Below are 14,265 nucleotides of genomic sequence, written 5' to 3'. Positions count from 1 at the left end.
ACACTACGGCGGCGAGAGTCGACACAAACACCAAAATGGCAGATTTTCAAGGAGCAATCTCCTGAAAATCTGCCATTTTGAGTGGACAGTTGAGCGTTCGGCACACTTTCAAATAGGGCGAAACAATGACATTGCAGAAATTCAGCTCACAATATCGCCTGTTTTTGCGTCAACAAGGACAACTGTCACGTCATCAACCTCGTCAATCTTCCACAGGACCGAGCTGTTAGAGCGCGTCAGATCCACGTCATCAACAAAGTCAGCACCGGATGCAATCAGGGCGTCGGCTAGGGTAATGCTGGCCTCGGCAAGAAGCGCCGCCTCGTCATCATCGATCAGACGATCATCGGCGTCATCATCAGCATCGTCGTCACGATCAGTGGCTACGATGGTGCCGTTGGCGTCGACGTAGACGTCAATATCGGATTTATCCGCACCAACGAGGGAGACATCCCACTGCTGGTTATCGTCCCAGTCAAGTTCGTATACGGTGTAGCCCGGGTTGGCGGCAAGGGCGGCTTCAATCGCCTTTTGGGCACTTTCAATGCTGCCGCCCGTGGTCGTCGTGGTGGTAGTGGTGGAGGTAGTTGTGCCACCAGCGGTGGAGCTATCAGTTGCGCTCGTCGTACTTGACGAGGTGTTGGCGCTGGCAGTATCGGTTGTGGTGGTATTTGAGGCTGTGCCCGAGCAGGCAGCCAGGGAGAATGCAGTAACGGCAGTGGCAGCGATGAAAATATTCTTCGTGTTCATACCTTCAGCCTACGCATCCAGTATTGGATAAGACTTTGATAAAAATTAGAAGGCTCTAAGAAACACCTTCCAGCAGATCACCCAATGTGACCCATGACGCAATATCGGTATCTTTCAGCGTCTTTTTCGTCTCATGCTCCACAGCAGAAACGATGGCATATAAGGCCAGTTGGTCTAGGTCAAGGTCTTCGACGAGGCGCAGCTCAGCTCGCGCTGCACTGGGGTCCAATCCGGTTTCATTCAGCACAGCCTCAATAGCAGCTTCTCGGGCACGCTCGGCAACACTCGACTGCGCGTCGTCAGCGATAGCGGATGCGGCCTCGTCAATAATTGTGGCCGCATTGTCGTCAGGATCGTCAATCCGATACCCCAAAAGGTCTGCAATAGTTCCCATTGTCGCGGTCACCCCACCTGGTTCAACCAGCGCACAGCCACACCCGCACCGGCGTAACGGAAAGGCTCAAGCTCATCGTCCCATGCTTGGCCAAGCGCTAAATCAAGGCCGTCGCGCAATTCCTCATAGGATGTGGCACTGGCCAGCGCAGCACGAATACGGTCCTCGGGAATCACCACGTTGCCAATGGTGTCGATCTGCGAGTGAAAAATCCCTAAAGATGGCGTATGTGACCAGCGCCCACCATCTGTTGTGGCCGTCGATTCTTCGGTCACTTCGTAGCGCAAATGCTCCCAGCCGCGCAAGGCCGAGGCGAGGCGCGCACCAGAGCCAACAGGTCCCACCCATGCATATTCAGAACGAAGCATCCCCGGCGCAGCATCTTGGGCACTCCACTGAAGATGAAGTTCCTGATTGAGGGCAGTGCCCGCAGCCCACTCAATATGTGGGCATAGAGCCGCAGGTGTTGAGTGCACAAAAAGTACACCGCGGGTGTATGTCCCTCTCATTGTGACCTCCAGTCAGTTGAGGATCGTCTTCCCCTACGTCCTCTATCTGGAGCGGTATTCACAATTCGATGCAGTGTCACTGCACACGGCGTGCTCTCATTATGCCTCATAACAAGCCAAAAATGCCAGCACACCAGCCCGCCTAATGTTAGAACGCCTTATTGCGGATATCGCGCAGGGCTTGTTTGCGAGTTGCACGGTCAAGGCGGTCAATATAGATCATTCCGTCGAGATGGTCGCACTCATGCTGGAGGCACCGTGCCATCAGCTCTTCGCCTTCAACCACGACCGGTTTACCGTCAAGGTTGATACCTTCCACGCGGGCATACCACGCTCGCCGGGTGGGGTACCACAGTTCAGGGACCGATAGGCAGCCTTCGTCGCCGTCTTGGAATTCGTCCTCGGATAACGCGACGATCTTCGGATTGAGCACGTAGCCGATGTTGCCGTCGATATTCCACGAAAAGGCCCTCAGTCCAACACCAATCTGATTCGCCGCAAGACCGGCACGGCCATCCAATGCAACCCCATCAAGTAGGTCTTCGACAAGCGCCTTAACACGGGCGTCAATGGTGGTGATGGGGTCACACGGTGTACGCAGTACAGGGTCACCAATAATGCGAATATCACGGATAGCCAACGCAGTTCACTCCCCTACCAACAATGAAGCATGCAGGCGGCGCACAGTGTCAACTGCCTCCGCCACAGGCACCTCCACCTTGTCGCCAGAAGCACGCAGGCGGATCTCGACCTTACCGTCAGCTAAGCCGCGACCAACAACCAAGGCCACAGGTATGCCAACCAATTCAGCATCGGCGAATTTCACGCCGGCGCTCACCTTACGACGGTCGTCATACAGCACATCAAAGCCCAGTTCATCCAGGGTGGCGGCAATACTCGCGGCAGCGTCAAAGACTTCATCGCCTTTGCCAGTGGCCAGCACATGCACATCAAAAGGAGCGATATTGGCAGGCCAGGCCAAGCCTTGGTCGTCGTGATTTGCCTCTGCTAGCGCAGCCATCACACGTGACACGCCAATACCGTAGGAACCCATCGTCACCGTGCGGGCCTTGCCGTTCTCGTCCAGCACCGTCAGTCCAAGGGCCTGCGCGTACTTTCGGCCAAGTTGGAAAATATGCCCAATCTCGATGCCGCGAGCCAGGTGCAGTGGGCCTGAGCCGTCCGGCGCAGGATCTCCTTCACATACCTCAGCCGCCTCGATGGTACCGTCGCCGTCGAAGTCACGGCCCTTGGTGAGGTAGAAAACGTGGTGGTCGATCTTATTGGCCCCGGTTATCCACGTGGTCCCGTCTACGATGCGTGGATCAAGGAGGTAGCGCACGGAACCGCCGATAGCACCGTCCTCGTCTACCGTACGCAATGGCGAATTCGGGCCGATAGCCTGCGGGCCGATATAACCGGCCACCAGTTCAGGGTGCGTTGCTAAATCTTCAGCGCTTGCCATATCAACTTCAGCTGGAGCAACAGCAGCCTCGACACGCTTCATGTCGACCCCACGGTCACCGGGAACACCAATCACTAGCAGTTCCTTGTCGCCGCCAGGGTGGGTCAGTGTCACCACGACATTCTTCAACGTATCGCCTGCATGCCAGGGTCGGTCGGCACGCGGATGCAACTCATTGGCCAGGTTGACCAGAGATTCAATCGTCGGACTATCCGGAGTGGGCAGCACCTGCGCCTCAGGAATACCGTCCATAGGCAGCGCATCGGGCACGGGCGTGGTCACCGCCTCCGCATTGGCTGCATATCCGCCTGCCGAACATACGTAGGTATCTTCACCGATATCACTGGGGTGGAGGAATTCTTCTGAACGTGAGCCACCCATCGCGCCAGACATCGCCGAGACAATCACGTATTCGAGGCCGAGGCGGTGGAAGATCCGCTCATAGGCGTCACGCTCAGCTTGGTAGGAAGCGTCAAGACCAGCATCGTCAACGTCGAAACTGTACGCGTCCTTCATGACGAATTCGCGGCCTCGGATAAGGCCCGCGCGCGGGCGTGCCTCGTCACGGTACTTCGTTTGAATCTGATACAGCGTCAGCGGCAAATCCTTGTACGAGGAGTACATATCTTTCACCAAAAGAGTGAACATTTCCTCGTGTGTGGGAGCCAGAAGGTAGTCGCCGTCTTTACGGTCTTTCAAGGTAAAGAGGGTTGGACCGTAGTCATCCCACCTGTGTGTGGCCTTGTAAGGCTCGGCAGGCAGTAGGGCAGGGAAATGCACTTCATGTCCACCCATGCGGTCCATTTCTTCGCGGACAATATCCTCGACTTTACGCAAAACTCGAAGCCCCAGAGGCAGCCAGGTGTAGACACCCGGAGCGGTGCGGCGAATATAGCCTGCACGCACGAGGAGCTTATGGGAGGCAACTTCGGCGTCAGCCGGGTCTTCACGCAGTGTGCGCAGGAAGTACGAGGAAAGGGTCCTAAGCATAGCCTCAAGGGTAGTTCACAAGGCGGCTGAGCGAAAAACTCAGCCGCGTAGTTCACATTGCTTGGGCAGCGGCCTTGATGTCTCGTAGCATCAGCATTGCCGAGGCGGACTCCGCTGCCAGTAGGGTGCGAAGTCGCCAGGCAGGAACATCTGGCGTTGATGTATGTCGTTCGCGCAGGTGTATGCGGGTGGTGCCATTGGCTTCTGGAAGCAGAGCGAGGGTGCACACACCGCTGCGGTCATCGTCATGGTCAAGACCTGGCAATGGAACGCGCAGGATCAGGCAGTCCTCTTCTTCGGAGGCAATCACATCATCGCCGTGGGCGTGGAATGCGGTTTCAATCACCTGCCATACGGCCTGAGGGTGAGCATGGACCACGATGGCACGGTCAACGACGACATCGGCGCCAGGCGCAAGCAGATCACCTGGCAGCGACAGGGCCGCCTGAGAGCGGGTCAGGCCGATGCGTGACGGAAAGCCTGTTGCACGGATCGCGCAGGCGACGGCCGCGACACCGAGGACAGCAAAGGTAAGGCGACGCATAGGAACTACTTTCGATTTATCGGACAACTGGTATTACTTCGACAGGACCTTCTTGACCGTCTGTTTCCATTGTTTCTGCCAGGATATTGGCATGACGTATTAATGTTTCGACGATCTGGTCTTCAGGCACTGTTTCCACGACTTCACCCTTGATGAAAATCTGACCTTTTCCGTTGCCTGATGCCACCCCAAGGTCGGCTTCTCTGGCTTCACCTGGACCGTTAACGACACATCCCATCACCGCTACACGTAGCGGTACTTTGAGATCTTTTAGCCCTTCTGTGACGTCCTCAGCCAGGGTCCACACATCGACTTGTGCGCGCCCACATGAGGGGCAGGAGACGATTTCCAGCGTGCGTTCACGCAGTCCCATAAATTCCAACATTTTGGTGCCGACTTTGACTTCTTCAACCGGCGGCGCTGACAGGGAGACCCGAATTGTGTCGCCAATGCCTTGGGCAAGGAGTACCGAAAATGCGGAGACGGATTTGATTGTGCCTTGAAAGGCAGGGCCAGCCTCGGTTACCCCCAGGTGAAGCGGCCAATCGCCTTTTTCCGACAAGAGTCGGTAGGCCTCGATCATTGTGAGCACATCGTGGTGTTTCACCGAGATTTTGAAGTCGTGGAAGTCGTTTTCTTCAAAGAGGGAGGCTTCCCATACGGCGGATTCAACCAAGGCTTCCGGTGTGGCGCGCCCGTACTTTTTGAGTAGGCTCGGGTGAAGTGAGCCCGCATTCACACCGATACGCAGTGAGGTACCGTGGTCACGGGCTGCTTTGCAGATTTCTGCGACCTGGTCGTCGAATTTTCGGATATTTCCTGGATTAACACGCACCGCACCGCATCCGGCTTCAATGGCTGCGAAGACATACTTTGGGTTGAAGTGGATGTCAGCAATCACAGGAATGCGGGACTGTTTGGCAATAATTGGCAGCGCCTCGGCGTCTTTATCCGTTGGGCAGGCGACGCGCACGATGTCGCAGCCTGCAGCGGTCAGTTCCGCAATTTGTTGAAGCGTGGCACCAATATCGTGTGTTTTCGTTGTCGTCATCGATTGAACCGAGACCGGTGCACTTCCACCGACGGCAATATCGCCCACCATTATTTGACGGGTCTTCCTACGCGGGAAAGGCGAAGCTTTTACCGACGGCATACCAAGGGCTATTTCAGTCACCTGTCCATTATTCCGTAGATACGTGCAGGCGTCTTAATAGTGACGGTGTGACATCTCCACCACCATTTTCTTTTGATACTATTAAAAATGGTGTCCCGAAGGAGAAGATAATGGAAATGCGCACACTCGGATCCACCGGAGCTAAAGTCTCGATAATTGGACTGGGCACATGGCAGCTCGGCACTGACTGGGGTGATGTCAGTACACACGACGCCACAGCACTGCTCGACACTGCGCTTGGCAGTGGCGTCAATTTCTTTGACACAGCCGACGTCTACGGCGATGGCCGTTCTGAAGGCATCATTGGCACATGGCTATCTACCCGCACCAAGGGCCGCCCGTTTATCGCCACCAAAATGGGGCGTCGCGCAGTGCAAGTAGCCAGCAACTACACGCCCGACGCATTCGAAGCGTGGAATACGCGCTCCCGGCAATTGCTGGGCGTCGACACGATTGACCTTATTCAGCTTCACTGCCCTCCCACCGAGGTACTGACCGATACACGAACTTGGGACGCGCTTAAACGTATGGTCGAAGCTGAAAAAATTCATGCCTACGGCGCCTCCGTCGAAACCTGCGAGCAGGCACTTATCGCAATGGAACAGGGAGCCTCGACCATTCAGATTATTGTGAATGTTTTCCGCCGCAAACCTCTAGAAGAAGTGCTACCAGTGGCCGCCCAAAAGGGTGTCGGCATTATCGCCCGTGTCCCTTAGCCTCAGGCCTCCTCTCTGGAAAATACACCGCTCACACCGTATTCCCAGCGAGCGACCACCGCACCTATAACAGGGATGGCAGCGCATTTGACATCGGCGAAACCTTCTCAGGTATTCCTTTTGATGTAGGTGTCACAGCAGCAGCGCGCTTCACCCAGCTGTGCGCCCAGTACGTCCCACAGGGCGCAACACCTACACAAGTGGCCTTGGCGTGGATTACACAAACACCCGGGATAACAACGGTGATACCCGGTGCACGCAATGCCGCACAGGTGCAGGCCAATGCGGCAGCAGCGGCTTTACCGGCCCTGGATGCAGAACTGTTGGATGCCCTCGAAGAGCTGTATAACGAGGCAATTCGTCCGCACGTGCACCATCGTTGGTAGGCACATCCTAGGCGCCTATCACAGGCGAATTTTCGTTATTGTTACACGCGCAGGGACGGTGGCAGTTCCTATGCATGCATCGCAGACACGCATACGTTGTCATGTAAGGGCTTTAACATAGCAGCAAAAACCCCTACGCTTGTGATAGAACACACATAAACGGTTGGGGGTCCGTGATGCTGTGGCTTCAACTTCTCGTGGTCCTACTGTGTTTACTGCTGGGAACCCGCTACGGCGGACTCGGACTTGGTCTCATCTCTGGATTTGGCCTGGTCATCCTTGTCTTCATCTTCCATCTTCCACCTGGCGACCCGCCAATTTCGGTGATGCTGACAATTCTGGCAGTAATCTCCAGTGCGTCGGTGCTTCAAGCAGCGGGAGGCCTCGATGTCCTCATGCGTTTTGCTGAACGGCTCTTGCGCCGTCACCCGTCACGCATCACGCTGCTGGCACCGCTGACAACATGGACACTCACGATGCTGTGCGGCACTGGCCACGTCGTCTACACCATGTTTCCCATTATTGAAGACATCGCGCTGTCAAAGAATATTCGCCCTGAACGTCCGATGGCTGCCGCATCGGTCGCCTCCCAGGTCGGCATCACCGCCTCACCTGTATCCGTCGCCACTGTGACGCTGGCATCCCTTCTTGCCACCCACGCTGAGGAAAGTGGTGGCGTGGCGTACTCCATTCCACAGATCCTTCAGGTGACCATACCTGCCACACTATGCGGCGTTATCGCAGCCGCCTTCTGGAGTATGAAACGTGGGAAAGATCTTGACAAAGACCCGGAATTCCAAGAAAAACTCAAAGACCCTACCACCCGCGACTTTATTTACGCAGGTGGCTCAGACGCAACGCTGCTCGACAAAGTCTTTCCTAAGACGGCGTATATTTCGACGTGGATCTTTTTTGGTGCCATCGGCATCGTTGTCCTCCTTGGCGCCTTTGAAGTACTCCGCCCCGAATTCGTCAGTGACAATGGCGAAGCCTCTCGCCTCTCAATGAATCTCATCATTCAGATGCTCATGCTGGTAGCGGGCGCTCTCATCCTCATTGTCTGCAAAGTCCCCGCAAAAGAAGTGCCTACCGTCAACGTCTTTTCCGCAGGCATGGTGGCCCTAATATCTGTCTTCGGTGTGGCGTGGATGAGTGAAACCTTTTTCGGCGCCCATATTGACGCCCTTGAAACGTCACTATCAGGCATGGTCGAACAGTACCCATGGACCTACGCCATTGCACTGTTCCTCGTGTCGAAACTCGTCAACTCGCAGGGGGCAGCCATTGCTGCGATGGCCCCCATCGGTCTTGCCATTGGCGTAGATCCCGTGGCAATGATCGGCTTTGCCTCAGCAGCATACGGGTATTTCATATTGCCAACCTACCCATCGGACCTTGCAGCCATCGGCTTTGACCGCACAGGGACAACACGGATTGGAAAATTCATCATCAACCATTCCTTCATCGTGCCAGGTCTTATCTGTGTCGGTGTCGGATGCCTCGTCGGAAGTGGTTTGGCTCAGCTGCTGCTGTAAGGCACCTTACGGAAACACGAGTCCTTTAGTCTGCACGGTCATGCTGAGAGCACTGGGCACAGCATCTGCCAATTGGACTCGGTTCGCACGCTGGACGTACCTAACCCAACGTGATCGGATTAAATATGTCGGCAAGTACAAGGATCAGCGTCATGCCAATAAAGAACGTAGCGACCGTGTAGGTCAGCGGCATCAGACGCGCAGTGTCAGCGGGCCCAGGATCATCAGCGCCACGCAGTTTAGCCACCTGGCGTCGCGTGCCCTCGTAAATTGCGCCAAGGATATGTCCGCCATCTAAAGGAGGCAGAGGCAAGAGGTTAAAAATGAACAACGCCATATTCAGCGACGCGACAAGCATGAGCAAAACAGACGCTGATTGACGCACATCAGTGATTCCAAGGGAGGAGGCATCGCCACTGGTCACCTCCGCAGCAATACGACCAACACCTACCACTGACACTAAACCTGTGCGTTCTCGTGGTTCATCTGTCACGAGCGACGTAGCAACATTCCACACTGACATGGGCAGACGCGCAACTAGGGCAGCTGTGTCGCGAGCCATCGACACAACAGTCTGTCCCACCTGTCCAAGGGTCGCCGGCCGATATTCTGTTCCTGAGCGCACACCAATCGCAACCGTTTCATCTGATACACGCACCGGTGTCAACGTCACCTTAAGATGTTGTCCTTGCCGGTCAACAAGCACTTCGATTGACGGTTTCGTCGACACTGATGTGTCGGCGATGGCATGTTGGAATTGACTCCAACTTGTGATTGCGACACCATCAACTTCAAGCACACGGTCGCCAGCCATCAGTCCAGCAGCGGAGGCGGGACTTTGAGTGTGGCTGCCCGAGGCTGTGGTGACCGTGGGCAGCACCTCGGCAATTTCCGTGGTGGCGCTACGGTAACCAATACCAATCATTGCCGTAGCAGCCAAAATTACGCACAGAATGAGATTGGTAGCAGGACCTGCGAACATGATGAGGAATTTTTTGGGCGCACTCAAACGGTAAAACGCGCGGTGCTCAGTGCCCGCTGGTAGCTCCGAGGCGGACTGGACACGCGCTTCCTGAGCCAGAGTGAGTCGCCCATTATTGCGTGTCAGTCGAGTGCCTGCTTTTGCAGGCGCAAACATCCCTGGAATGCGCACATATCCGCCTAATGGGATAGCGCGGAAAGAATACTGGGTGCCACGCCACGAAGTGGACCACAGCTTGGGGCCAAAACCAATCGAATACTCTGGGACAGGTACCCCAAAACGCTTCGCGAAGTACATATGCCCCAGTTCATGGACAGCAACTGAGACAAGTAGACCGACAATAACTGCGAGTATTCCCCACAAAGACGACATTAGGCACCTAACTGCGCAACAAGTTCACGTGCTTTGGAACACGCCCACTCTTGTGCTCCCATTACATCAGCAAGATCTGGCTGAGCTACCCCGTCATGTTCCTCAAGCACCTGGCCAAGAAGATCAACGATTGCCAGATACGGCAAAGCCTCCCGCAAGAACGCATCAACGAAGATTTCATTGGCAGCGTTATACACCGCAGGGTGGGTGGCAGATGCGGCAACTGCCTGACGTGCCAACGCTATCGCGGGGAAGGTGTGGTCATCCACCGGTTCAAAGGTCCATGCCTGCGGCGCTTCCCACGTCAGGGGTGCTTCAATATCCGGCAGGCGCTGCGGCCACGTCATTCCCAGTGCAATGGGTAGACGCATATCGGGTGGCGATGCTTGGGCAATGGTTGATCCGTCCTGCCAGGTCACCATGGAGTGGACGATGGACTGCGGGTGGATCACTGTGTGTATTTGATCTGGGGCGACATCAAAGAGGAGATGCGCTTCGATCAATTCCAACCCTTTGTTGACCAAGGTCGACGAATTAATGGTGACGACAGGTCCCATATTCCAGGTGGGGTGAGCCAGCGCCTCTTGCGCACTCACGTGGGCGAGGTCGCTTCGTTTCTTACCTCTGAAGGGTCCACCTGAAGCGGTCAGAACAAGGGCAGCAACTTCACTACGGCCTGTGACAACGGGGGCGGTCAAGCCTTTTTCGTGGACACCGCTCAACAGTGCCTGCGCGATCGCGCTATGTTCTGAATCGACAGGAATGATTTGTCCTGCGCGTTGCATTGCGGCGCGGACGAGTGGTCCGCCGACAACCAACGATTCTTTATTTGCCAGGGCAAGTGTGCTGCCTGCTTCCAGTGCCGCCAGCGTCGGACCCAGGCCCACTCCCCCTGTGATGCCGTTAAGAACAGTGGCGGACGGGTATAGTCCGGCAATATGCGTGGCAGCATCTGGTCCTGCAAAAATCTCTGGCAGAGCAGTACCTGTAGGGAGCAGGGCGGTGATCAGTGCCGCTAATTCGTCAGCACAATCGCGTGCAACTGCTACTGCTTCGACCCGATAGTCCACCGCTTGGCGGGCCAAAAGTTCAAGGTCGCCACCTCCGGCACCCAGTGCGCGCACAGTGAAGTGGGCGCGATGCGCCGAAATCACCTCAAGTGCTTGTGTCCCAATTGACCCGGTCGAGCCAAGGAGCACAACCTCGCGTGTCATTAATCAACCGCCAACAAGATCTCGGTGGCACGGCCCAGGTAGGCATCCACCGGACCCTCCGCATAGGCTTTCTTACCGCGTGCAGGACGGAAAATTGCATGCCGTATATCGTCGACAGTAATGTCACCACGGTCGTCAAAATAAGCGGCAAGTTGGTCAAGAAGATCGTCAACGGCTTCCGCATCATAGCCGCGTCCTGATTGTGGACGCGCGAAACGTTCGCCGCGGGGGCGCCGTAGGCGCGGGTACAGGGTTGTTGCTCTGTCAGCGATCTTTTCGAACCATGCCGCCTCGCCATTGACCGCCACATGATCACTACGGTCACGCTGTACGAAGGCAGCTTCAAGACGATTCATGGCAGCGTCAACAGCGTTGATGTCATAGCCACGCCGTTTCAGCAGAAAGGTGGCGCGGCGTACCTGCTCGGAACTGAATTGTTCGGCAGGAACACCACCTTCATAAGCACGTTTGGCATCTTCAAAGAATTCATCCACACCGGCAGGGTCATACCCGTGCTTGAAAAATCCCACGCGCGGGAATGTCATGCTCATGAGTCCTCCTGAGACGCCTGTTGTGTCTGCCGTTCTTTCACTGCGGTGGCAAGCTGTCCGCAAGCCCCGTCAATATCAGAGCCGCGAGTGTCACGGATCGTAGTTGATATTCCATTGTCTCGCAGTATCCGCACGAATTCGTCCTGAGCGCGCCGTGTCGAGGCGGTCCAGATTGATCCTGGTGTCGGATTCAGCGGAATGGGATTGACGTGAACCCAACCGTGGCCTCGTTTATTCAGTTCATCAGCCAGAAGTTGGGCACGCCACGCCTGGTCGTTCATATCTTTAATCAACGCGTATTCGATGGAAACACGCCTACCTGTCGCGCGGAAATACGCGCGTGCCTCGTCAAGCAGCTCAGCCACTTTCCAACGGGAATTAATGGGGATGAGATCATCGCGCAAATCGTCGTCAGGAGCATGCAAGGAGACTGCCAGGGTCACGGGGATTCCTTCGCCAGCAAGTTTCTTGATAGCAGGCACAAGGCCGACCGTTGACACTGTGATACCACGCGCCGACATTCCGAATCCGTGGGGGCTGGGTTCGATAAGGCGTCGCAAAGCTGCCATGACGGCCTTGTAATTCGCCAACGGTTCGCCCATACCCATAAAGACGATATTGCTCAGACGTGTGGGGCCACCTGTCAATTCACCTGACTCACAAGCGGCTCGCGCCAAGCGTACCTGGTCGATAATTTCCGCTGTCGAAAGGTTGCGTGTCAGCCCCATTTGGCCTGTGGCACAAAATGGGCAGGCCATACCGCATCCTGCTTGGGAGGATACACATAGTGTCGTGCGGTCACTGTAGCGCATCAGCACCGACTCGACGGTGGCACCATCGTAGAGTTCCCACAGATGCTTCAGTGTTGTTCCTCCGTCGGCACGGAGCACTGTCACTTCTTTGACGAGGCTGGGCAGGATTTTCTCAGCGACCACTGGCCGTGCCGCAAGTGGCAGGTCACTCATGCGTTCTGGGTCAGCAAGGTTATGTTCAAAATAGTGACGCGAGAGCTGATCCGCACGAAACGGCGGCAGCCCTGCTTCTTTAACGAAGACTTTACGGTCCGCATGGTCAAAATCTGCCAGATGGGCTGGAGCTTTACCTCGCCGTTTGGCCGTAAAGGACAGGATTGGGCGCGCATCCGGGCGTGTGGCCCCTTCTGGCGGCTGGTCGGTGGGCCGTACTTCTCGGCGCGCTGACACGTTCTTTATCACCTCGGTCCCCCTTGGGCGACAAGGAGAAGCAGATGCAGGACGGGGGCTGTCATCAGAATCGAATCAACGCGGTCAAGGACGCCACCATGTCCTGGCAGCAGATTCGACATGTCTTTCAGGCCCACTTCCCGCTTAATGAGCGATTCCGTGAGGTCACCAACAGTGGCAACGAAAGCGATGACGGTACCTGCGAGCACGCCCCATGCCCAGTGGTGCCCCAGGTAAATAAAGGCACCCACTGCCCCGCCGGTACATAACAGTATGGAACCTGCAAAACCTTCCCACGATTTTTTGGGAGACAAGCGCGGCGCCATAGGGTGTCTGCCAAAAAGTATGCCTGCCAGCCACCCGCCTGTGTCACTCAGGGTTGTCAGCCCCACATGTAGCAGCACGATCCACGGGTTCGCGTGCGCTGACACCAGCAGGACCACAAAGGACGCAAGGAAGGGCACGTAGGCTGCTGTGAATACGGAGGCGCTAATGTCGCGCAGCATCCCTTCACGGTTGCCGTCAAGGAGACGCCACAGTATTGCTGAAAAACAGGTGAGGACCAGGGCAGCTAGCAGCGCCTCAGAACTGAGCGTCCACACGCAAATCAGCATCCCAACAGTGCCGACGTAAAGGGGCGGCAATGCGATACGTACTCCGACGCGCGCAAAAGCACCACTGAGTTCCCAGATCGCTAGGACACTGAGGGTGGCAACGAGGCCAACGAATAGCTCAGGTAGGAAGAAAAGGGAGCCGACAAGTAAGCCGATGAGTACAACGGCGGTCCCCACCGCTGCGGGGAGGTTACGTCCGGCACGGCCGGTAGCTGCCAGAGCTGGGTGATCCCGCGAAGGGGTGGGCTCCAGCAGGCGCGACACGAGGCGGGAGCTGGGTTGGTCCGGCATCAGATTGTCAGCAATTCGCTTTCTTTCGTGGCAAGCATCTTGTCGATCTGGTCGACGTGAGACTTGGTGACCTCTTCGAGTGTTTTTTCTGCACGTGCCACTTCGTCTTCACCGGCTTCGCCATCTTTCTTCAGACGATCCAGTGCTTCTTTTGCCTTGCGGCGAACAGCACGAACGGCCACGCGCGCATCCTCGCCTTTGTTTTTGGCTTGTTTAACGTATTCTTTACGGCGTTCTTCAGTCAGGGCTGGCAGCGTCACGCGGATAACATTGCCATCATCGGTGGGGTTAACACCCAGATCAGATTCACGCAAAGTCCGCAGAATTTCTGCTGTAGCACTGCGGTCGAAGGGGGTGATGAGGACGGTGCGAGCCTCTGGAATCTGGAAGGAGGCCAACTGTTGCATGGGGGTAGGAGCACCGTAGTACTCAACAAGGAGTTGTTCGAACATCGCGGAGTTAGCGCGACCGGTACGGATATTTCCAAATTCGGCGCGGGCTACTTCCACTGCACGGTCCATCTTTTCCTCTGCTTCGAGCAAGATGTCGTCAATCACGGGAACTCCTTCATTATGT

General features: G+C 56.0%; 14 protein-coding genes and 1 pseudogene. 2 read left to right on the top strand and 13 right to left on the bottom strand.

Annotation, left to right across the window (positions count from 1 at the left end; genetic code table 11):
• Positions 1–141 precede the first annotated feature (141 nt).
• From G438_RS11860 to ispG, 7 genes are all read right to left on the bottom strand, one after another.
• Positions 142–750 (bottom strand): PepSY domain-containing protein, encoded by a 609-nt coding sequence (locus tag G438_RS11860; RefSeq protein WP_026460157.1) that lies wholly within the window; start codon positions 748–750, stop codon positions 142–144.
• A 55-nt stretch (positions 751–805) separates the two neighbouring features.
• On the bottom strand, positions 806–1,156 hold the full coding sequence (locus G438_RS0103340) for an acyl carrier protein (RefSeq protein WP_240470968.1): 351 nt from the start codon (positions 1,154–1,156) through the stop codon (positions 806–808).
• Entirely contained in the window at positions 1,153–1,653 is a 501-nt protein-coding gene (locus G438_RS0103335) for a DUF3145 domain-containing protein (protein ID WP_026460155.1), read from the bottom strand. Before G438_RS0103335 ends, G438_RS0103340 begins: the two co-directional genes overlap by 4 nt.
• Before the next feature lie 148 nt (positions 1,654–1,801).
• A complete protein-coding gene (gene def, locus G438_RS0103330) occupies positions 1,802–2,293 on the bottom strand; it encodes a peptide deformylase (protein ID WP_026460154.1) in 492 nt (163 codons plus the stop codon).
• Between the two features lie 6 nt (positions 2,294–2,299).
• Positions 2,300–4,108 carry a proline--tRNA ligase gene (locus tag G438_RS0103325; protein ID WP_026460153.1) on the bottom strand — a complete coding sequence of 603 codons (1,809 nt, stop codon included), beginning with the start codon at positions 4,106–4,108 and terminating at the stop codon, positions 2,300–2,302.
• A 52-nt stretch (positions 4,109–4,160) separates the two neighbouring features.
• Positions 4,161–4,652, bottom strand: coding sequence for a hypothetical protein (locus tag G438_RS0103320; protein ID WP_026460152.1), 492 nt, complete (start codon positions 4,650–4,652; stop codon positions 4,161–4,163).
• A gap of 16 nt (positions 4,653–4,668) precedes the next feature.
• Positions 4,669–5,805 carry a flavodoxin-dependent (E)-4-hydroxy-3-methylbut-2-enyl-diphosphate synthase gene (gene ispG / locus G438_RS0103315; protein WP_051259248.1) on the bottom strand — a complete coding sequence of 379 codons (1,137 nt, stop codon included), beginning with the start codon at positions 5,803–5,805 and terminating at the stop codon, positions 4,669–4,671.
• A 131-nt stretch (positions 5,806–5,936) separates the two neighbouring features.
• Between ispG and G438_RS12720 the strand changes: the two are divergent.
• Positions 5,937–6,928, top strand: a pseudogene (locus G438_RS12720) (aldo/keto reductase).
• 176 nt (positions 6,929–7,104) lie between these two features.
• A complete protein-coding gene (locus tag G438_RS0103305; RefSeq protein WP_034284913.1) occupies positions 7,105–8,463 on the top strand; it encodes an anaerobic C4-dicarboxylate transporter in 1,359 nt (452 codons plus the stop codon).
• Between the two features lie 100 nt (positions 8,464–8,563).
• Here the strand turns inward: G438_RS0103305 and G438_RS0103300 are convergent, their stop codons facing one another.
• Genes G438_RS0103300 through frr form a run of 6 tightly spaced genes read right to left on the bottom strand, consistent with a single transcriptional unit; the run spans position 8,564 to position 14,246 of the window.
• A complete protein-coding gene (locus G438_RS0103300) occupies positions 8,564–9,817 on the bottom strand; it encodes a M50 family metallopeptidase (RefSeq protein WP_026460149.1) in 1,254 nt (417 codons plus the stop codon).
• Entirely contained in the window at positions 9,817–11,031 is a 1,215-nt protein-coding gene (gene dxr, locus G438_RS0103295) for a 1-deoxy-D-xylulose-5-phosphate reductoisomerase (protein WP_026460148.1), read from the bottom strand. The genes G438_RS0103300 and dxr overlap by 1 nt, the downstream gene beginning before the upstream one ends.
• Positions 11,031–11,582 (bottom strand): DivIVA domain-containing protein, encoded by a 552-nt coding sequence (locus tag G438_RS0103290; RefSeq protein ID WP_026460147.1) that lies wholly within the window; start codon positions 11,580–11,582, stop codon positions 11,031–11,033. Before G438_RS0103290 ends, dxr begins: the two co-directional genes overlap by 1 nt.
• Complete coding sequence (rlmN, locus tag G438_RS0103285) at positions 11,579–12,796, bottom strand: dual-specificity RNA methyltransferase RlmN (protein WP_026460146.1); 1,218 nt, start codon at positions 12,794–12,796, stop codon at positions 11,579–11,581. The genes G438_RS0103290 and rlmN overlap by 4 nt, the downstream gene beginning before the upstream one ends.
• Positions 12,793–13,689 (bottom strand): phosphatidate cytidylyltransferase, encoded by an 897-nt coding sequence (locus G438_RS0103280; RefSeq protein WP_026460145.1) that lies wholly within the window; start codon positions 13,687–13,689, stop codon positions 12,793–12,795. The genes rlmN and G438_RS0103280 overlap by 4 nt, the downstream gene beginning before the upstream one ends.
• Positions 13,689–14,246 carry a ribosome recycling factor gene (frr, locus tag G438_RS0103275; RefSeq protein WP_026460144.1) on the bottom strand — a complete coding sequence of 186 codons (558 nt, stop codon included), beginning with the start codon at positions 14,244–14,246 and terminating at the stop codon, positions 13,689–13,691. Before frr ends, G438_RS0103280 begins: the two co-directional genes overlap by 1 nt.
• Positions 14,247–14,265 lie beyond the last annotated feature (19 nt).

Origin of the sequence: Schaalia suimastitidis DSM 15538, assembly GCF_000429105.1 — a bacterium.
GTDB classification, from domain to species: domain Bacteria; phylum Actinomycetota; class Actinomycetes; order Actinomycetales; family Actinomycetaceae; genus Pauljensenia; species Pauljensenia suimastitidis.
The sequence above is the reverse complement of the archived record's forward strand: the minus strand, read 5'-3'. Positions and strand labels throughout refer to the sequence as shown.

What these genes read in the sequence shown, in the direction of transcription:
- dxr (WP_026460148.1), bottom strand. Translation starts at nt 11,031, where the DNA reads ATGACACGCGAGGTTGTGCTCCTTGGCTCGACCGGGTCAATTGGGACA.
- G438_RS0103280 (WP_026460145.1), bottom strand. Translation starts at nt 13,689, where the DNA reads ATGCCGGACCAACCCAGCTCCCGCCTCGTGTCGCGCCTGCTGGAGCCC.
- G438_RS0103325 (WP_026460153.1), bottom strand. Translation starts at nt 4,108, where the DNA reads ATGCTTAGGACCCTTTCCTCGTACTTCCTGCGCACACTGCGTGAAGAC.
- G438_RS0103335 (WP_026460155.1), bottom strand. Translation starts at nt 1,653, where the DNA reads ATGAGAGGGACATACACCCGCGGTGTACTTTTTGTGCACTCAACACCT.
- G438_RS0103300 (WP_026460149.1), bottom strand. Translation starts at nt 9,817, where the DNA reads ATGTCGTCTTTGTGGGGAATACTCGCAGTTATTGTCGGTCTACTTGTC.
- G438_RS11860 (WP_026460157.1), bottom strand. Translation starts at nt 750, where the DNA reads ATGAACACGAAGAATATTTTCATCGCTGCCACTGCCGTTACTGCATTC.
- G438_RS0103320 (WP_026460152.1), bottom strand. Translation starts at nt 4,652, where the DNA reads ATGCGTCGCCTTACCTTTGCTGTCCTCGGTGTCGCGGCCGTCGCCTGC.
- G438_RS0103305 (WP_034284913.1), top strand. Translation starts at nt 7,105, where the DNA reads ATGCTGTGGCTTCAACTTCTCGTGGTCCTACTGTGTTTACTGCTGGGA.
- G438_RS0103290 (WP_026460147.1), bottom strand. Translation starts at nt 11,582, where the DNA reads ATGAGCATGACATTCCCGCGCGTGGGATTTTTCAAGCACGGGTATGAC.
- ispG (WP_051259248.1), bottom strand. Translation starts at nt 5,805, where the DNA reads ATGCCGTCGGTAAAAGCTTCGCCTTTCCCGCGTAGGAAGACCCGTCAA.